Below are 20,284 nucleotides of genomic sequence, written 5' to 3' on the forward strand. Positions count from 1 at the left end.
AAACTAAGGTATACTTTAAAGATGCATTTTTATAAAGGATACCGCTTATATCATCCAATGAAATCATCTATCAAATTCAACAATGTAAACACATTGTTCTCAAAAACCTTAAAACTTAAAACGAACGATTATTTTAAGAATACTTCCATTGATAAAACTGGAAACAGAAGGATTTTTCTAAAAGCAATCATTCTCTTGTTTTTATTTGCTTCGCTGTACCTCACATTAGTGTTTGTGCAGCCGCATTGGGCAATAAGTGTCGTATTGTGTATCATCTTTGGAATAAATCTTGCCGCTATCGGATTTAATATAATGCATGATGCTGGCCATAATAGCTTCTCCAGAAATAAAAATCTGAATAACGTAATGTCATACAGCTTAAATTTACTAGGAGGTAATATCTATTTTTGGAAGCTTAAACATAATATCGCCCACCACACGTACACCAACATAGAGGGAGAGGATCACGATATTGAAATTAAATTCATGCGTATCCACGATGATCAACAACTCAAGAAACATCATAAGTACCAAAAGTTCTATTTTATAGGTCTATATGGTATTTCATATTTAGCTTGGATTTTCTTTCAAGATTATGAGAAATATTTTAGACAACGATTAGGGAAGACCTCCGCTGTGTTTTACTTTCCAGTGAGAGAAAAAGTAATTTTTTGGGTGAGTAAAATTATTCATTTTGTTCTTTTCTTGGTGATCCCTGTTTTGGTTGTTGGCTGGATTCCTACATTAATCGGTTTATTGATTTCTGGAGTGGTTTGTGGATTGTTTCTCGCTATTGTTTTTCAGCTGGCTCATGTCGTTTCGGGTACAGATTTCAATCCTGGGGATACTGTGAAAATTGAGGAAGAATGGATGATTCATCAATTAAATACCACGGCAAACTTTGCAACTAAAAATCCAGTGTTGACTTGGTTACTTGGTGGTTTGAATTTTCAAGTCGAACATCACCTGTTTCCAAAGATTAGTCATGTTCATTATCCAGCACTTAATGCTATAGTTCGTGAAACATGTCAGGAATTCAATGTGAAATATGTCGAATTCCGTTCGTTCTGGCAAGCCATGAGATCGCATGTGAAGGTGATTCAAACGATGTCTAGGTAGTTCTTTTTTTGTAACTACTTCACATTCATGCAATAAGAATGTATAATAAATTAGAAAATACTTTCAATTACAATTAATTACACTTACCTTTGAGGTATAATAGGGCTCTGCCTTTGCAATTTCTACTACTGAACACGTCGAGTTTCGGTTGTACTTATCGCTTCTACAGCTGCCAAATATTTTTGTTATCATACTTTGTGCAGTACCAAACAGATCTTGATTTTAGTCAAGCATCTTCTTAAGACAACACCTTACTTGTTAACAAATTCAAGCTCATTAATGCGCTCGTCGCATTTTATGAGGTTTAATAAACATAGCCCCATCAGTGCTTTTCAGATGAAAGAGAATTGGGTGCTTTAAGAATTTAATAATGACATTTGAAAATTTAGGACTAATAACTCCTATATTAAAGGCCGTATCCGAAATAGGATACACCAATGCCACAGAAATACAAAAACAATCCATTCCCGTGGTTTTATCGGGAAAAGATATTATCGGATGCGCACAGACTGGAACAGGAAAAACAGCCGCTTTCGCAATTCCAATTTTACAAACTTTATCTGCCAAAACAGCCAAAGTTAAAAACCAACCTAGAGCTCTAGTATTAGCGCCGACCAGGGAACTTGCCCTTCAAATTTTTCAAAATTTTGAACAATATGATAAATACTTGGGTTTAAAACAAGTTGTCATTTTTGGTGGCGTTTCTCAACAACGTCAGGTTTCACAAATAAAAAGTGGAGTTGACATCGTAATTGCTACTCCTGGTAGATTGTTAGACCTATTAAATCAGAAACTAATTAATCTTTCTCAAATTGAGTTTTTAGTTCTAGATGAGGCTGATAACATGTTAGATATGGGTTTTATTAACGATATTAAGAAAATTATCAATCATATCCCATCACAAAGACAAACCTTATTTTTCTCCGCAACGATGCCTACAGCAATACGTAAATTTGCCAATACTATTCTCCGTAATCCTACTGAGGTTAGTGTTTCTCCGGTATCTTCTGCGGCAAAAACTGTGAATCAATCAGTTTATTTTATTGAAAGGAAGGAAAAGACGCAATTGTTTTATAAATTGTACCGTGATTTGGGTATGAAGCAAACATTGGTGTTCACCCGGACCAAACATGGAGCAGACCGTTTAGTGAAGCAGCTACTGAAATTTGGGTTAAAAACCGCTTGTATACATGGGAATAAATCTCAGAATGCTAGACAAAAAGCATTAAGTGATTTTAAAAATGGATATATTCAAGTTTTGATCGCAACGGATATCGCGGCAAGAGGGATTGATATTCAAGATCTACCCCACGTGATAAACTATGATTTGCCGATGGACTCTGAAACCTATGTACACCGTATAGGTCGTACCGGTAGAGCAGGAAAAGGCGGTGTGGCTTTATCATTTTGTAGTGAAGAAGAAAAAGCAGGCCTACGTAGTATACAAAAGTTAATTGGCTTTGAATTGGCCATTGCTTAAACATAAGAAATAATTAATTTATCAATAAATACAATAATACAATGCAACAAGGAACAGTAAAATTCTTTAACGTAACCAAGGGTTTCGGATTTATTACACCAGCTGACGGTGGACAAGACGTTTTTGTACATTCATCAGGATTAGTACATGAGATTCGTGAAAACGATAATGTAACTTTTGACGTAGAGCAAGGAAAAAAAGGAATCAACGCAATTAACGTTCGCGTAGCTAGATAATTAGCTTTCCAACATTCGATATTTCGATATGTCACAAATGTAGTAATAGACAGCAATGTTTATTACTACATTTTTTTTTTGCCTTTTTTCTCATTCGTGTTAGATGAGTTCATCTGCTGGGCTTTTTTTGTGTTACGTGCAGAGCAAGATTTTTGTACTAAGAATAGATTCATCGGCTCAAATGGGCATAGAATTTTTCTGAGGGTTCCCTAAAAATAAATTAAAAGTGCGGCTTTAGAGAAATTGTCCCTTGAGTCTACCTCGTCTTGTTTAGCTTTGGCAAGCTATTTTCTAAATTTTTTGTTAAAATTTTCTTAAAAAAATCATTTTTCATTTTTTTTTCATAATCCTCATCTAAATTCGATTAATCAAAATTCAAGAAAATGAAGAATATTGGATTAATGTCATTGGCCTTGCTGTTAGGAACAGCAACGATGGCTCAAGAAACGAAAACAACGACGAATAATTCTACAAAATCGACCTTGGAGGTAAAAGCGGAAAAGGCGAAAACCGAATCATCTGTAGACAATAAGGCAAAGGCTGAAGTGAAAAAAAATGCAAAAGCTGAACAAGCTAGTACAATAGAAACGGTGAGTGAAGGAACAAAAGCAGTAGGGGTGACTACAGGCAATGAAGTCTCTAGCCAAACACATGGTGCTATGGTGAGTGAAGTCGCTCATTCCATTCAAACGCAAGCAAAAGGAGAGCAAATTAGCGAATTAGCAAAGCCGGTTAAGGAAGTCATTGGGAACGAGCCTAATGCGGAAGAGCCAGCGACTACCGGGAATGAAACCTCAGTTGAAAATCACGGTGCAATTGTTAGCGAAGTTGCAGGTTCAACGGTTCAGGGAGAAGTAAAGGGAGCAGTGGTAAGTGATGTTGCCTCCTCAGTGGGTCAAATGCAATCAACAGCAAACCGCGCCGTTCAAAGTGTAGATGTTGCCACTAAAGCAGCTGTTCATGCCGCACCGAAAGTAAATACACGGGTTCAGACGAAGACCAACGTGGATGTTAAACCGGTAAAAGTTAGAACTAAAATTCGAACAGGTGTGAACCTGAAATAAGACCTCTTAAAAGAGCTTCATAAATACTACTTAATAAATAATACAATAAATGTGTAAATTGGAGGGGGAAATCCCCTTCAATTTATTTTGCTTTTAATATATAGCAAAATTAAGCCAAGGTATTAAGAATTGAATCATGCTTATTAGATATATTATACTTGTTTTGCTGTTCTTTTCGCTCCATTTGAGCTTAGGGTTAGCAGCTCCTATCTCTGGGGTTCAGGTTTCTTTGGAGCCTGTAAATAATTTTCAAATTGATACCGTTATTCAAGGTTCCCAGAAAGAAAATGCGGAATCGGTTAAAAATAAACCTCAAAAAAAAGACAATCAAGCTGTAAAAGAAGTTGTCTTAAAGGTTCCCAAAGCCCGAAATCAAGAAGTACCGCGCTCGATCACTAAAATCAAAGGCGTCGATCCAGAGGTAAAGGTGAAAACGAAGGTTCAAACCAAGGTGAATCCAAAAATCAAAACCAAAGTAAACCCGAAGATCAAAACCAAAATCAATATCAAACTATAAGGTAATAGCATGTTAAAACAGAAACTCATTCTTGCTACAGCATTGACTATAGCTCAACTATTTGTTTGTGTGATCGCGTTTGCACAAAATCAAGATAGCACCCTCAAAAAACCAACGATTTTTACCTGGTCTACACTAATGAGTACAAATGCTAATTATTATGGTCAGACTGCTCAAAAAAAACTGCCATTTCTGTATTCCGACCTAACCATGCGTACTGGATTCGGTTGGTATGCTTCGGCCGGTGGTTATCAATTACTGAGCGAAGGAAACTTTCCTTCTGAAATGCATTTGGGGACAGGTTTTGAATTTGCAATGGGTAAAAAAGTTTCCTTTAACTTTGGTTATACTCGTAGTTTTTATAGTCAGGATTCTCCGCTCTTACAGGCCTCTAATCCCAATAGTCTATCGGCAGAATTAGGCGTGAGTCATTGGTTTCAAACAGATCTGACAACGGATTATAATTTTGGTAAAGAGAGTGACTTTTTTGTTAGTTTGAGCAATAGCAAAACAATTCCATTACATGCATTCGCGGATCAGGATTTGTTGTATATCAAACCAACCATCACCCTTAGTGCAGGCTCACAAAGGTTTTATACAACCTATCTGGAAGAGGAAAAGCGTAGGGGTAATCTTCCTGATTTTTTAGGTAAAGATCTACCAATAGGCCAACAAGAGCCTACTTATGAAGAAATAACTGTTGAATCTACCGATTTCAAGATGCTTTCTTATAATTTTCAACTGCCCTTGATTTGGCAATATAAACAAAGCGCCTTGATGGCTTCCTACCAGTTCTCTCAATTGCATAAAGATGTAGAATCTGAAAACCGTTCTTCCTCGTTTTTTAGTGTTGGATATTTTTATCAATTTTAGAATACCATTTAAACGCGCGAATGAAAGTACTGATCGTAGAAGATGAAATCGAACTGGCTAAAGAAATAACGGACTTTCTTGAAAATAAGCAATACGAATGTTCAACCGTGACTAGTGTTGGTGAGGCAACGCAAATTCTTTCTGAACGCCATTTTGATGCAGTTGTATTGGACCTAGGCTTACCCGATGGAGATGGAATGCAACTGATCAAAATTTTAAAAAATGATCATCTAGAAACTTTTATCATCATTGCTTCGGCTCGTGGGGAGCTCGAGGACCGCATTAAAGGACTCCAAGATGGTGCAGATGATTATTTGTCCAAGCCCTTTTCGCTTGCTGAGTTATTTGTGCGTTTACAGGCGATTAAACGGAGAGTTTATGGCTCTAAGGATCTGATTTTGCAGGTTGGGGAATTTCAGGTAGATATTCAGGGGCGACGTATTCAATACCGAGATCAGGAAATTGTTTTATATAAAAAGGAATTTGATATTTTAAGTTATTTATTGTTGAATAAAAATCGTCCACTGAGTCGTTCTCAACTCTATGAGCACGTCTGGGGTGATTTAAGCTTTCCCAGTAGCGATTCGAATTATATTGATGTACACATTAAGAACATACGTAAAAAACTGGCCGTCTTTGCTTCCGTGGATTGGTTACAATCGGTAAGGGGTATTGGCTATAAAGCCTGTTTACCATGAAACTCAACACCAAACTTACCCTCTATTTTACTGTTTCCAAATTATTAATATTTGGGTTATTCTTACTGGTATTACCGTTTTTATTCAATTGGTTTGCCCAGCTTTCAATTGATAAGTTTTTACATAAACAGCAAAATGAGGTTTTCGAAAATATTCGCGTTAACGGTTTAGAACACTACCTTCAAGGCGAAAAGAATTACGGCAGTTACACGATGCTTAAGGAGGACTATATCGCTATACAGACTGTAAAAAATGATAGTAGTCTGCTAAAACCTGCCGATATCAGTATTGCTCAACGTGTTGTAGATACGGATACCATTGATTACCGGATTCTTAATCGGTATTTTATGGCTAATGATCAAGTTTATCTTTTGGAAATCGGACGCTCTCAGAATAGCATTATAATGTATGCTGATCTATTGCAACAGGTCGCCTTGGGTATTCTAATTATCTTGTTTTTAATAACAGTTTCAATTGATTATTTCTACGGACGTTATTTATTGTATCCTTTACAGAAAATCATACGCCTGAGACTTACAGAACAGAGTTTTCCTTTTAAATCGAAATTTTCACCCATTAAAACGACCACCACGGACTTTGAATTGCTGGATAAGAAATTATGCGAGTTAATGGATAGGGCAACTAAGGCCTATCTTCGAGAGAAGGAATTTACAGCGAATGCATCCCATGAACTGCTAACACCGATTAGTATTCTTCGGGGCAGAATCGAAAACATGTTAAGTGAGGAATCTACTGAGGAAAGCAACCAAGAGAAGCTCTTTTCCTTGTTGAATACTTTAGAACGTCTGAATGGCTTGGTTAAAACCTTATTGTTTTTGGCTCGGGTGGATAGTGGACAGTATCAACGCAAAGAGGTGGTCAAGGTTGCCGAGCTTTTGGACGAGGTTGTCCAGGAGCTTAATCCAATAATGGAAGAGAAGGAGATTCAGTTGTATGTCGATTTGCCTGCGAGCCTTGAAATTAAAAATCAACACAGCCTTCTTCTTTTTCAGCTTTTTTCTAATCTTCTCAATAACGCCATTCGGTACAATCGGCATGGGGGTTATATTAAAGTATCGGCAAAAATTTTGAATGATGCCTTTCACATTGATATTGAAGATAATGGTATCGGCATGAGTCCGCTCGAAAAACAAAAGCTTTTTGAACGTTTTCATTCTAAATTTAATAAGGGTCAAGGTTTGGGTCTGTCTATCGTGAAGAGTATTGCTGATTTCCTTCAGATTCGTATTGAAGTTTCCTCAGAGAAAGATGTAGGCTCCAAGATTAGTCTTCATTTTGATAGAAACTTGGTGTCATGGTGATTAGAATTTATTTAGTCGCCTTATTCATAATTTAATAATACCCTTTAGATATCTTATTCCCGTTTAATTACTTATTATTGTAGCTAAAAATACAGATACCAGTGAATAAATACATTCTTTTACCCTTATTTTTCTTGTGGGTTACCTCCCTGCACGCTCAAGAAGCTAAACTCTCCGGTAGAGTCCTAGACTCTATATCTAATGTACCCGTTGCCTATGCCAGCATTGGCGTCTTTGATGCCAACAACCAAGTCGTTCAGGGCATGATGACCGATAGCACAGGTACGTTTCTTTTTTCGGATTTAAAATCCGGAAATTATACCGTGTCCATTAAATTCATCGGCTACGATCAAAAACGCAAAGCATTTAAGCTCGAACCTAAGGGGACCGTTAATCTCGGGGATATTGTGTTATCCTCTTCAAACAATCAATTGAAAAGCATTACTGTAACCGGTGCTGCAAGTGCTCAAAAACATACCAGTGATCGACAAGTGTATCAAAGCAGTCAATATAAAAATGCTGTCGGTGGATCTGCCTTAGACATCATCAAAAATCTACCAGCTGCCTCGGTAGATGGAAATGGCACAATCAGCATTCGCGGAAATTCCGGAGTACTTGTATTGGTCAACGGCAAACCTTCTTTGCTTGACCCGCATACCATTTTAAGTCAAATAGCAGCGAATGATGTCACCCAAGTGGAATATATTACCAGTCCCTCTGCACAATATGATCCAGATGGGAAAGCTGGTATTATAAATCTAAAAACAAAAACGAATGTGAATAATGGTTTTTTTTGGTTGTTAAACCTTCAGGGTGGATTACCAAGCGTAGAAGATTATGACAACCTGGAAAAACAACAACGGTATGGAGCTGACTTATCTTTTCAATACAAAAAGAATCGATTAGAACTGAGTGGTTCAGCTAATTTTTTGAGAAATGATAACGCTGGATTTAGAGAAGGCGATGTGCATACCATTATCAGTGACAGGCAAACCTTCTTTCCATCAGCCGGGGAACGGAGTTTTGATAAATACAATTATGGTGTAAGACTTAACGGCTCTTATGAACTATCGAAAAAACATTCTTTTAATGTAGGCCTTCTTGCTTCTAAAAGATTTCAAGACAGATTAGCGGCTATCCATTATACGAACCGAACCATTCAACCCTCAACAGGGAACGAACTCTCGAGCGTAAATTATTATAATCCTAATCTTCAAAATAAACAAGGCGAGTTCTATTTAATGGATCTTTCGTATCAGTATAAGATGAATGCCAATCATAGTTTGCAAATAGGAGCAATTTATGAGTATGCGAATATTCATGGTTCTACCCTGAATACCAATATTGAAAATAGCCTGGATACGATGCAATGGTCAAAGAATGTGTACGAAAACCCGTTGAGAGGTTTACGACTCTCAGTGCAGCATTCTTGGAAGCTTGGAAACGATGAGATTAAAAGTGGATACCAGTTACGTCAGGATAAACAAAAGGGGAATTTTGACTACTTTGCATCTAATACAGGGGAAAATGATGCGGTATTGGTCCCCGAATTTACAGGAAAGCTTACGGCACAAAATGTTGTTCATGCATTTTTCTCCCAGTACGACAAAAAGTTTAGCAAAACTTCCCTTTCCCTGGGTCTACGGTATGAATACTACCAGCGCGATCTTTTACTCTTGAATACCAATGAGGAATTTCCATACGCAATTCATCAATTATATCCTTCCCTGAATATTATGCATGATTTTGCTGATGATTGGTCATGGAAATTCTCTGCTGCGCGGCGGGTTCAACGGAACAACAACTTTGAATTAAATCCCATACCTGAACGCGAGCATTCGGAAACTTTAGAACAAGGAGATCCTGAATTATTGCCTGAATTTACCAGCAATGTGGAAACCGGCTTGGTCAAAAAGTTCAACAACTCGAGCCTATTTTTCAACGCGTATTATCAGCATACAAAAAACCCGATTCAACGGGTGAATTCAGTGTATGCCGATACGATTCTTCACCGTGTGTTCACGAACGCAGATTATGCGGATCGATGGGGCCTGGAGGCTGGGTTGGACGCTAAATTGCAACGTTGGTTGCAGTTGAATATTGGCCTTAATGTTTATAATTATAAGATATCTGGCCAAGTGTTAGATTATCAAGAAACCCGTACCAATCAAGATTGGATTTATTCCTTGAATTCTGGATTGCAGGCAAATATGCCAAAAGACTGGAGCTTAGGATTACAGATGAATTATATCTCCCAAAGACCAACAGTACAGGGGTTTGATTCAAGATTTATTACCCCGCACCTGAATTTAAGTAAATCCTTTTTAAAAGGAGCTTTGGTTGCCCAATTGCAATGGCAAAATATTGAACTGGGAGATTGGGGTGTTAATGAACAGCGAATCACAACTTTTTCTAATGACTTTTATACAATGACGAATTACGTTTATGAAAAAAATGTTTTACTCATCAATTTAAAAGTAAATCTTCAAAAACTAAATCAGCTAGTTAAGCTACCTAAAAGTGAATTTGGCGAAAAGGAATTTTAGACCAGTAACAATAAGATTTCTAAAACCCATTTGTTGAATAACAGATGGGTTTTTTTATGCCTTTTTTACTCAAGGAGAGGTTAACGAGTTGCCTTAGCGTATCAAAGGGATACGCCATACATGTAGAAATTACGCAATCAAATTCGCTTGAAACAAATAAAAGATATTTTTGTCTTTTATTTGCTTCAAAGTTTCTACCTTTGCTTCTAATGGGGATAAAGCCATCAATACACAGATAAATAAAGATAGAGTAGACCTATTCTTTCGCTGGGATTTGGCTGTTTGGGATAGCAGTACTTTTAGTGTTAAATAAATTTTTAAAAATGGGTATAATGAAAAATATAATTTTCTGCTTTTTATTTATGGGCTTAGCGAGTACAAAGGCTTTTGCTGAGCGTAGTACCCCATATGCTTATTCCATTACGTTGGATTCCATGCTTTGGTGGATTTTTTTTGTGTTATTTCTGATCCTACTGTTGACCATTTTAATCTTTTGGGATAAGACTAAACAAAAAACTAACTCTTTAATTGAGCCCAGAGGAGAGGTCAATGAAAAGACCATTAAGCATTATATCAATAGATTTAACAAAGCGCAGATTCAACGAGTCATTGAATTAAAAAAGAAGAGTGGTTCTAAAATTCAACTATTTTTTTTGCCTTTGATTGGGACGCTGAGTGTACTGCTCCCTTCGGAGAGTCTCGGCCAGGATCAAAATACGATTACACGTGAAAATTTATGGAGCCAATCAGGAATTATCATCACCTTAATTTTGCTGCTTATCACGGTCTTAACCGTTCTGGTTTTATTATTTGTAAAAATCTCAAAGAGATTTAGCAGTTTAGACAAGCAAAATAAATTATCGCAAGCAAAGCAGGTTGCCGAATACATTGAAACTTCTCAGAGCGAAGAATTATCCGAAAGTTTGGTCTCTCGGCTAGCCACTGAAAGTTATCAACTTGATCAAAATCTCCTTTGGGGAGTAGAACAGGCAAAGGATTCTCGCGGGATATTGCGGATTGATCCTCTAGTGAAGACGGCTATCGTATCAGCCAAGAAAAAAGCTACCATACGCCCAAAAATCGACCCTGAATTATCAAAATTAATTATCTGGTATTTGCTTAGCGCGACATTTTGGTTGCTTTTTGGAACTACAATTGGTGAGTACTTAGGTGTTAAATTTGTGGCTCCTGAAATTGAATCCTTGAGTTGGTTGAGTTTTGGGCGTTTAAGACCCGTTCACACGAATGCAGTTTTTTGGGGATGGGCATCTATGGCGATGATTGGATTGGCCTATTATGTTGTCCCAAGAGTAAGTAATGCGAAAATATATAGCCTAAAATCTGCTTGGATTTCAATGCATCTGATGAATACGGCAGTGCTAATAGGTACCGTATCACTGATGGCTGGTTTTAATAACGGAGGCGGAGAATATCGTGAATACCTTTGGCCAATTATGCTCTTATTTGCAGTTGCCTTGGTATTAACGTGTGTCAATTTTTATAAAACGATAAGCGCTCGCACAACAAGAGAAATTTATATTTCCAATTGGTATATCCTATCAGCAATTATTTTTACCATCATTATTGCCCTTGTTGCATATTTGCCTTTTTGGCAAAATGGTTTGGGGGAAACCATAGTGCAAGGGTATTACATGCACCAAGGGGTAGGTATGTGGTTTATGCTATTTACCCTGGGTTTGGTGTATTATTTTCTTCCCCAACAACTTAATAAACCAATTTATTCCTATAGTTTGGGTGTTCTGGCTTTTTGGACTCAGATTTTATTCTACACACTTATAGGAAGTCACCACTTTGTTTTTAGTTCGATTGCATGGTGGTTGCAAACAATTGCGATTGTCGGCAGCGCCGGAATGGCAATACCGGTTATTGCCGGGACGACCAATTTCCTGATGACATTTAAAGGGGCATGGTTTAAGCTACGGGATAGTTATACCTTACCTTTCTTTCTGGTTGGTATCTTATTTTATTTTACAGGATCAATGCAAGGTACGGCTGAGGCTTTCAGATCGACTAATCTGGTATGGCACTTTACGGATTTCACTGTAGCGCACTCGCATTTGACGATGTACGGCATCATTTGTTTTTTTCTTTGGGCTTGTATTTACGCCCTAATGCCTCGATTGACTAATCAAGAGGCTCCACAAATTACCATTGGCGCCCATTTTTGGCTGGCCTTAATTGGAATGCTTTTTTACACCGTTCCGTTAATGTATGGCAGCACCTTGAAGGGGATGTTGTGGATGCAAGGAAAACCTTTTATTGACGGCGTCGTTTTGATGGCCCCTTATTGGTTATGGCGGGCGATTGGTGGTAGTTTGATGTGGTTGTCTCATTTGTTTTTTGCATACAACATGTATAAGATGATTTCTATCAACAAAGTTGTTGACTTACCCCAGGCCATTATTAATGTTTTAGAAACGAAAGAGGAAGTTATTCCACAAGACAATAAATAAAAGATTTGACATGGATTTTTTTGATAACCACAAGAAGCTATTTTTAACAGCAGGGATTTTCTTTTTGGTATTAACCATCTTTGTAGCGATAATACCTGCTCTACATAATCAAGCCCAAAATGCCCCCTTGCCAGGTGAGCTTCCTCTATCTCCTGAAGCCGTAAAAGGAAAGGCCGTTTACATCGCAAATGGTTGTGTCGCTTGTCATACTCAACAAGTCCGCAACATAGAAATGGATCGACTCTGGGGATCAAGGCCAAGCCTTGCCTCGGATTACGCCTCTGAGGTTAGGACTGATTTTTGGCGCAATACGGCCACTTTAATGGGGACAGAGCGGACGGGGCCAGATTTAACGGATGTGGGGAATCGGCAACCGAGTAAAGATTGGAATTTGTTACACCTATACAATCCTCGTATAGTCGTAAAAGAATCCATCATGCCCAGCTACCCTTATTTGTTCCATTATAAAAAGAAACTTGATCAAGGAGATGTGGAAGTAAATATTCCTGATCAATACAAGCCAGCAGGTAATCGCAAGGTGGTTGCCTCTGATCAGGTCCTGCATTTGCTCGCCTATCTGAATTCATTAAAGCAAACTGAATTACCTGAAAGCACTCCTGCTCCTAAGTTTCTGTATCAGCAGAAGCAAGACCTAGTGAATTCGGAAACCGCTGATAATGCATCCGAAAAGGTCGATGGAGAAGTATTGTATCAAACCCATTGTCAGGCTTGTCATCAAGCCGACGGTAATGGATTACCCGGTGCTTTTCCACCTTTAAAGGGGAGCGCAATTGTCGCCTCGGAGGATTTGCGCCTATACGTAGATATCATTATGAATGGTTATGACAGTCGGCCTGAATTTGGAGTGATGTCGGCTGTGGGAAGTAGTGCAGCTTTAAACGAAAAGCAGGTAGCGGCAATTATTAATTTTGAGAGAAGCAGTTGGGGAAATTCGGGGAGCCAGGTTAGTCCTGAGCAAATAAAAAAAATAATGGATTCCATCCAAAGTCAAATTAAATAGCATGATTAAAAGAACCATTTTTAGCGGTGTATTTTCACTAGTTCTGATCAGTCAGCTTTTGGCTTGTCCAGTTTGCGAACGTAACCAGCCTAAGGTATTTTGGGGATCAGTTCATGGTAGTGGTCCCAGTGGAAATTTGGATTATTTTATTGTAGGTGTGATGGTGATTATTTCTCTATTGACCTTGTTTTTTGCACTGAAATGGTTGATAAAACCAGGCGAGAAGGAAGCTAATCATATTAAAAGAATGGTTTTAAAAGGAGATGATTATGAATAAAAAGAGTAAAATCTATATTTTCATAGATGAGGAAACGGTGCCTGTGGCCGAGGTTTACGCTCCAGTGAACTTCGATCTTGATACCAATAAATTAGTGGATGGTCCGCATGTTTTACGTATCGTGAGTATAGATCCTCAAGGCAAACAGGGGGTTCGGATTATTCCTTTTGAAGTTCGAAACGGTCCGGCAATAGAGGTTTCGGGTATAAAAGTAGGGGCGGTAGTAGATGGTCATGTTCCCATTATGGTAAATGCATATGGGAAAGGGTCTCAAAATTACTTTTTAATTGAAGGAAGTGAAACACCCCAGAGTATTCCTTGGTGGGTATGGATCTTGATTATTGCATTTGTAGGCTGGTCTCTATATTACTTAGCAATGTATTTATACTATACGTAATCTGCTGCGTGTTTTCTATTTATATTCGATTATTGAACGCATCCGCTTCCTTTTCCATCAGGTTTTAAGTTCAAAGTACTTTAGGCTAGACTGGCTTTTAGTTTTTCTAATAAATCGGTTGATTTGGTATTTTCTACTTTGATTTTTCGGATTGAGGTATGTTTTCCTTTGCTTTTCTGTTTTATTATTTTGAGCAGTTCTGCACTGTATTCGTTTTTATAACTTGAAATATCAAATGATTTGGAATGTTGTTTGATCAGTGCTAAGGCCATATCCAATTCTTCTTTCTTTAGTTTTGTGCTGCTTGGCAGATGCAGTTCTTCTATACTGCGAATTTCCTGTTGAAAGCGGATTTTATTAAGGATTAGTGTGTTTCCGAAAGGTTTCACTAAAGCTAAGTTTTCCTGATTACGCATAACAAAGGAACCTAAGCCAGCTGTTTTACTTTTTTCCAATGCTTTAAGCAGTAATTGATAGGCTTTTTCGCCGCCTTTTGCTGGTTCCAAGTAGTATGGCGTGTCAAAGAAAATACTATCCACTTCTTCGATTTTGACAAAAGAATGTAGATTGATCATTTTGTTTTTTTCTGGACTAGCTTCTTGGAAGTCAGAGTCTTCCAATACCACATATTTGTCGTCTAACAAGTATCCCTTTACAATATCGTCCCACTTAACTTCTTTACCTGTACTTTGATTTACACGTTTATAATTAATATTGGAATGATCCTTTCGGTCTAGCATATCAAGATCAAGAGCACTGCTACTGGTTGCACTGATTATCTTAATGGGAATATTGACCAAACCAAATCCTATTGCTCCTGTCCAAATTGCTCTCATACTTGTTTTTATCCTTGTCTTATCCAAGAACAAGTAAAGCAGAATTTGGTTTTTACTTTTGTTATTGAAATTCGTTAATCCAGTCTTTTTTTGACCGTATTTAGCCCGCTGTTAATGGAAACAGTTCGCTTTCATGATGTTCAAGCTCGATGAGTTTTTGCATCTTTTTGAGCAGTTTTGGCTTATTTAAAGGGTGTTTTTCTTGTGGATCTTTCTTGAGATCGTAAAGCTCATAGCGTGTTTTCTTTGCTTCTTTCACATTCAGTTTGACAAGTTTGTACTGTTTGTAGCGAACAGCCTGTTTACCGCCGTCTTCATGGAACTCCCAATAGAGCTGGGTATGTTGTTTTTGTTTTCCTTTGTTTAAAAGGGTGGGTAAAAAGGAAATGCCATCTGTGTTCAGGGGCCTTTTACTTCCTGATATTTCGGCCAAAGTTGGAAGAATATCCCAGAAAGCGGATACATGATTGCTGACAGCTCCTTCTGGAATGTGGTTTTTCCAACTGATTAATAGGGGCGTCCTGATCCCGCCTTCATATAGGTCTCGCTTGTATCCTTTGAATCCTGATGTGCTGTTAAAGAAATCGGGATCAGCACCTCCCTCTTTATGTGCGCCGTTGTCACTACTAAAAATAATAATGGTGTTTTCGGTTAATCCCAATTCATCTAGTTTATCCATCACCTGGCCAACGTAATGATCCATCCGGCTTACCATAGAGGCAAAGGTTGCACGTGGCTTTTCAACTGAAGCATATCCTGCTATAGTTGCCTGTGGACCATAATCATTTCCCTGATGAGCTTTCTCCTGGAAGGCATCTTCATATTTTTTGTAAAATTCATCTTCAGGCCCTGCCAGTTCAGCATGTGGAAGTACTGTTGGAATAAATAACAGAAAAGGTTTGTCGCTGTTCTTAGCGATGAATTCAAGCGTTTTTGCTTGTATTAATTCTGGTGCATATACATTCTTATCAACCAGGTCGTTTCCCGTCAATTCAATTCGTGTATCATTGTGCCAAAGGTGTGTTGGATAGTATCTGTGGGACTGACGTTGACAGTTGTAGCCAAAGAATTCATCAAAACCTTTATGATTTGGATCGCCCGTTGTTCCTACCATTCCCAAACCCCATTTCCCAAATGCGCCGGTATGATATCCTTGCTGCTGCATAATCATTGCAAAGGTTTGAATCGAATCCAATAAAGGTTCTTGACCTTCTGGTTTAATTTCTTTATTGCCTCGAATATGGGTATGCCCTGTATGTTGACCAGTTAATAAGGCGGATCTTGAGGGAGCGCAAACTGAAGTTCCTGAATAGAAATCCGTGAAACGTAGTCCTGATTTAGCAAGCTTATCTAAATTTGGTGTACTGATTTTGGTTTGGCCATAACTCCCAATATCTCCAATGCCCAGGTCATCGGCCAATATAAAGACAATGTTCGGTTTGGATTGTTGAGCCTGCGTGTTCAGACTGATTAGGATCAGACTAAAAAAGATGATATTTCTCATGTTTAACTGATAATTGAGCAGTTTTGCAATTCTAAGTAAATATATATTTTTATTCTCTTTCGGACAGCAATAATTGGCCTATTCTAACTCGTTTTTTAACTCATCCTGCAAGGTAAGGACTTGGGTTTTGCTGTACCTATTCATGATTAAGGCTACCATTAAGTCCCCAGTGACATTCACAGAGGTTCGTAACATGTCTAAGGGTCTATCTATGGCGAATATTAAGGCAATTCCCGCAGGATTAACCCCTATTGATTCCAGAACAATTACTAACATCAGAATCCCAGCTCCTGGGACAGCAGCAGCCCCGATTGAAGCCAATGTTGCCGTGGCTATGACACTCAATTGCTGGGCAGTCGTCAAATCATAACCCATCACCTGTGCAATAAATATGGCCGCAACACCTTGGTAAAGGCAGGTTCCGTCCATATTAATGGTGGCTCCAATGGGTAATACAAAACTCAACACATCTTTGCGAATATGTAAGTTATCTTTAGCACAATCCATTGTCACGGGTAATGTAGCAGCGCTTGAACTTGTTGAAAAACCCAGCAACTGTGCTGGAGAGATCGCTTTAAAAAAGCGTATAATATTCATTTTGCCGAGAAAATAAATAAATAAGGAATAGACTCCATAAACCAAAATGATTAGGCCTAATATTACGGTAAAGGCATACATACCTAAAGCCTTAAAAACATCGATAGACGGAGATTCAGCAATCAGTGCGGCGATCAGCGCAAAGACCCCATATGGTGCGAGCAGCATAATTAAATCGACCACTTTCAATACGATATCGTTGGCCGAATCCATCACATCCTTGAAGGCTCTGATTCGGTTCAAAGGCAGGGACAGAATAGCTATTCCAGTTAACAGGCTAAAGAATATAATCTGTAACATGTTGCTGTTCGAGGAAGCGGATAAAAAAATATTCTCCGGCACGATATCGACGAGCATCTGCAGCGGCCCTCTGCTTTCTTTGGTCACGTTCGCCAGCTCAACCTTGCTTTGTACGTCACTACCAAAGGATTGCAGCATCTGTTCCCGGGTACTTTCTGCTATAAAATTTCCGGGTTGAATTAGGTTCACCAACAACAGGCCAATGCTTACGGCAATTAACGTCGTTAAAATATACAAACTGAAGGTACGTAGACCAAGGCTTGAGAGCTGTGTGATATCTTTTAAATCTGAAACTCCCTTAATTAGCGAAACGATGATTAATGGAATTGCAATCAGCTTTAAAAGATTGATGAATATAGTGCCAAATGGCTTGATCCAATCGAGAATGAACTGTATGCCACCTTCAAATTGAGTGCCGATGAATCCAATGAGAATCCCCATTAATATGCCAATTAAAATTTGCCAATGTAGTTCTATTTTTTTCATTTTTCTCTTTCGTTAGTTTCATCAATCTAATTTATACAGGTCATAATTATAATCTTTTCGAAAATTATAATGAGGGGGATATACAAGGTAACCAAATAGTTTAAAAAATGAAATTAATCAGAAGGCTATTGAACTCCTAACGATTAATAAAAATTCAGAATATGACTTAACCTTCTGTATTTCAGTGTTGTCAATTCTTTGTTTAAGATTTTTAAAATAAAGTCTCAATAAAAATACATCAAAGATTAATAACAGACAAAACGGTTGTAAATAAAGACTTTACAACTGTTTTGTGATTTTTTGGGAGTGAGGTATGGCAAAAGTAAGATTACTAAAACGTTACTTTTAAATATTACAAAGAATTGTTTTAAAATACTGTATTTCAGATTTCTGCATAGTTTTTCCTATTGTTCCGTAGCTCACATAAGTTTAATTTTATCATTAAGAATTGTGAGTATGGAAACGACAAAAAATCAACGTTTTGCTTTATAGGTCTTTCCTATTCAGATCAAAGGACTTAAAAGCAGCAATATTCAAGATTCCGTTGACGGAAACCAGTGGATTATTGTTCGCAGAAAGAAAACTGCTACATCGTCAAAGGTGATGCTCTTGGATATTCCGAAAATTATTGTTGAAAATATGCAGCATTGTCAAAGGACGGGAAGGTATTTTCTGTACCAAAATAAAAAGGCGACATCTATTTTACCAGAGGTCGCCTTTAAGTTTTAGGACTTCAAAATTTTATTTTACTCCAGGTTTTTTTGTCGCAGTTAAATGCATTTCACAAACATAAGTTCCAGGTAAGTTAAATTTCAAACCGAATCTCAACTGAAGAATATAAGATTTTGGATCTGTTTTATAGGTAATAGAATTAGGTGGATTCCATCCATCTACATAATCAGCAGATTCTATCCATTTGTCGTAAATTCTATAATAACTCAAAATATTATTCGGTTGTGAATCCCAATAAACATCCGGGAAACGGGCCTGAGCATAATCATAAATTACTGCAGTATCCGTAACTGTTGTTTTGTATGCAAATGTCTCTAATGTATTTAAGAAAGAATCTCCACTTGGTCTCCTTTCCAATGCTTTCCCAGGGAATAAATTACCATTTTTGTCATAAACCTTCAATATCACTTGATTAGGTCCACCCGGATCTCTTGTAATATTAAATTTTATATTTGCACTTTGCTGTTTACTCATATCGAACCAATCAACATCATGCGGGTAACGGATACTATTTCCATTTGCAGGATCGACTAAAATAAAATAAGGAGCAGTAGTATGTTCAAAAATTACTGGACTATTCACTTTTATCGTGGTAATACCTGTGTACTGTTTGGTTCCATTGGGATTTTGAACTTCAATATCCAATAAGTATTCACCTACAGGTACATTCTCTGTTGCTTGAGTAAACATCAATTGACCGCTTTTTTCAATAATCTTCAGCGGTAAACTCAGTTCTTTTTTCCGCTTAGCCTCAATCAATGCCAAAGTCGTATCCGATGTAGGGTCATATTTCTCCTTCCAAACCGTAATTTCCGACTCTTTAAAAAAGGACTCTTCTGTTTTCCCGGTTTCCTTATTTCTTACATCAAGTAAGGTGATTTTAAAAGGGGGAGTAGAATTATCTGGGATAATACCAGTTACAATTTTAAACACACCTCGGTCTACGGTTACTGGGTTGGAACCATAACGAATATTATCGCTTAGGTATCCTACCTCAACCTTCTTACAACCCGCAATAATTGTTGTCAGAAGAATCAAAGTTAGTATCGAAATTTTATATATGATTTTCATTGTTTACTTAGTTAACATTAAATTTTATACTTCTTAACCAGGTGTGTGAATTCTCTATCACATGAATTATTCCTGTATTAGAAATAACTCCTGTTGTTTGAAGAACATTTCGCAAATCATTTTTACTATTATCATTGCTCGGGTCTTTACGAACTCCCCCGATAATTACATCTTTTTCACCAATAATTCGATTAAAAAACATAAACTTCGGACGATTGGTGATGATTCCCCCTGCATTGTAATCATCATTGTTATGATCCTCAAGAGTGATTAAGAATTTATAAGGACTCAAGCTACTTGAAAACTCTTTTCCATTCGCATCCAAATTTTCTCTTTCAATATCTTGAGCAAAGAAATAAACAGACATGGAATCCTTTAGCATCGTTGGCGAATAATATTTAAACAAAGAATCTAAAGTATAATCCTTTCTTTCATCTATTTTTCTGACCTCAGCTTGACGAACAGTCAAATAAGATTTGATGCTGTAATCAGTAGGGACAAAAAAAGTTCCTTTACTATTAATTATTTCCTTCATTTGACCTTTGTCAATGATTAATAATAAAGTATCAAACAATCCGCGTGGATGTGACTTTAAATAATCATAGGTTGTCATATTTACTTGAGGATTACTCACTCCACCATCTACGATTGTATCTTTCTGGCATGAGGAAAACAAAAGTAAAATTGCCGGCAGTGTAAAGAATATAAATTTTTGAAATTTCATGATATGAATA

Annotated in this window: 18 protein-coding genes; 13 read left to right on the forward strand and 5 right to left on the reverse strand. The window is 37.5% G+C overall.

The annotated features are described in order from the left end of the window. Positions 1-57: 57 nt before the first annotated feature. The 13 genes from AC6CHH_RS14210 to AC6CHH_RS14270 all read left to right on the forward strand — a co-directional run bounded on the left by AC6CHH_RS14210 (position 58) and on the right by AC6CHH_RS14270 (position 14,024). A complete protein-coding gene (locus AC6CHH_RS14210) occupies positions 58-1,119 on the forward strand; it encodes a fatty acid desaturase family protein (RefSeq protein ID WP_498284006.1) in 1,062 nt (353 codons plus the stop codon). Between the two features lie 370 nt (positions 1,120-1,489). Beyond that, positions 1,490-2,599, forward strand: coding sequence for a DEAD/DEAH box helicase (locus tag AC6CHH_RS14215; protein ID WP_498284008.1), 1,110 nt, complete (start codon positions 1,490-1,492; stop codon positions 2,597-2,599). Between the two features lie 41 nt (positions 2,600-2,640). Beyond that, positions 2,641-2,835: a cold-shock protein gene (locus AC6CHH_RS14220; RefSeq protein ID WP_498284010.1), complete on the forward strand. Its 195-nt coding sequence runs from the start codon at positions 2,641-2,643 to the stop codon at positions 2,833-2,835. 383 nt (positions 2,836-3,218) lie between these two features. After that, complete coding sequence (locus tag AC6CHH_RS14225) at positions 3,219-3,899, forward strand: hypothetical protein (RefSeq protein ID WP_498284012.1); 681 nt, start codon at positions 3,219-3,221, stop codon at positions 3,897-3,899. A 136-nt stretch (positions 3,900-4,035) separates the two neighbouring features. After that, positions 4,036-4,416 (forward strand): hypothetical protein, encoded by a 381-nt coding sequence (locus AC6CHH_RS14230; protein ID WP_498284014.1) that lies wholly within the window; start codon positions 4,036-4,038, stop codon positions 4,414-4,416. A 9-nt stretch (positions 4,417-4,425) separates the two neighbouring features. After that, entirely contained in the window at positions 4,426-5,289 is an 864-nt protein-coding gene (locus AC6CHH_RS14235) for a hypothetical protein (RefSeq protein WP_498284016.1), read from the forward strand. A gap of 20 nt (positions 5,290-5,309) precedes the next feature. Beyond that, entirely contained in the window at positions 5,310-5,987 is a 678-nt protein-coding gene (locus tag AC6CHH_RS14240) for a response regulator transcription factor (protein WP_498284018.1), read from the forward strand. Beyond that, positions 5,984-7,309, forward strand: a complete 1,326-nt coding sequence (locus AC6CHH_RS14245) for a sensor histidine kinase (protein WP_498284020.1) — start codon at positions 5,984-5,986, stop codon at positions 7,307-7,309. The genes AC6CHH_RS14240 and AC6CHH_RS14245 overlap by 4 nt, the downstream gene beginning before the upstream one ends. A 101-nt stretch (positions 7,310-7,410) precedes the next feature. Further along, entirely contained in the window at positions 7,411-9,855 is a 2,445-nt protein-coding gene (locus AC6CHH_RS14250; RefSeq protein WP_498284022.1) for a TonB-dependent receptor domain-containing protein, read from the forward strand. Between the two features lie 332 nt (positions 9,856-10,187). Then, the gene (locus AC6CHH_RS14255; RefSeq protein WP_498284024.1) at positions 10,188-12,329 is read left to right on the forward strand and encodes a cbb3-type cytochrome c oxidase subunit I; all 2,142 of its coding nucleotides are present in this window, start codon (positions 10,188-10,190) and stop codon (positions 12,327-12,329) included. 10 nt (positions 12,330-12,339) lie between these two features. Beyond that, entirely contained in the window at positions 12,340-13,350 is a 1,011-nt protein-coding gene (locus AC6CHH_RS14260; RefSeq protein WP_498284026.1) for a cbb3-type cytochrome c oxidase subunit II, read from the forward strand. Position 13,351: 1 nt separating this feature from the next. Further along, the gene (locus tag AC6CHH_RS14265; protein WP_498284028.1) at positions 13,352-13,627 is read left to right on the forward strand and encodes a hypothetical protein; all 276 of its coding nucleotides are present in this window, start codon (positions 13,352-13,354) and stop codon (positions 13,625-13,627) included. Beyond that, positions 13,620-14,024 carry a cytochrome C gene (locus AC6CHH_RS14270; protein ID WP_498284030.1) on the forward strand — a complete coding sequence of 135 codons (405 nt, stop codon included), beginning with the start codon at positions 13,620-13,622 and terminating at the stop codon, positions 14,022-14,024. The genes AC6CHH_RS14265 and AC6CHH_RS14270 overlap by 8 nt, the downstream gene beginning before the upstream one ends. Before the next feature lie 80 nt (positions 14,025-14,104). Here AC6CHH_RS14270 and ku read toward each other — a convergent pair whose 3' ends face one another. The 5 genes from ku to AC6CHH_RS14295 all read right to left on the reverse strand — a co-directional run bounded on the left by ku (position 14,105) and on the right by AC6CHH_RS14295 (position 20,274). Continuing rightward, positions 14,105-14,860 carry a non-homologous end joining protein Ku gene (ku, locus tag AC6CHH_RS14275; RefSeq protein ID WP_498284032.1) on the reverse strand — a complete coding sequence of 252 codons (756 nt, stop codon included), beginning with the start codon at positions 14,858-14,860 and terminating at the stop codon, positions 14,105-14,107. A 100-nt stretch (positions 14,861-14,960) separates the two neighbouring features. After that, positions 14,961-16,364, reverse strand: coding sequence for an arylsulfatase (locus tag AC6CHH_RS14280; RefSeq protein ID WP_498284034.1), 1,404 nt, complete (start codon positions 16,362-16,364; stop codon positions 14,961-14,963). A gap of 78 nt (positions 16,365-16,442) precedes the next feature. Continuing rightward, positions 16,443-17,747 carry a dicarboxylate/amino acid:cation symporter gene (locus AC6CHH_RS14285; RefSeq protein ID WP_498284036.1) on the reverse strand — a complete coding sequence of 435 codons (1,305 nt, stop codon included), beginning with the start codon at positions 17,745-17,747 and terminating at the stop codon, positions 16,443-16,445. Between the two features lie 741 nt (positions 17,748-18,488). After that, on the reverse strand, positions 18,489-19,550 hold the full coding sequence (locus AC6CHH_RS14290; RefSeq protein ID WP_498284038.1) for a DUF5007 domain-containing protein: 1,062 nt from the start codon (positions 19,548-19,550) through the stop codon (positions 18,489-18,491). A 7-nt stretch (positions 19,551-19,557) separates the two neighbouring features. Further along, positions 19,558-20,274, reverse strand: a complete 717-nt coding sequence (locus tag AC6CHH_RS14295) for a hypothetical protein (protein ID WP_498284039.1) — start codon at positions 20,272-20,274, stop codon at positions 19,558-19,560. Between the last annotated feature and the right edge of the window lie 10 nt (positions 20,275-20,284).

The organism is Sphingobacterium sp. GQ94 (assembly GCF_059758715.1).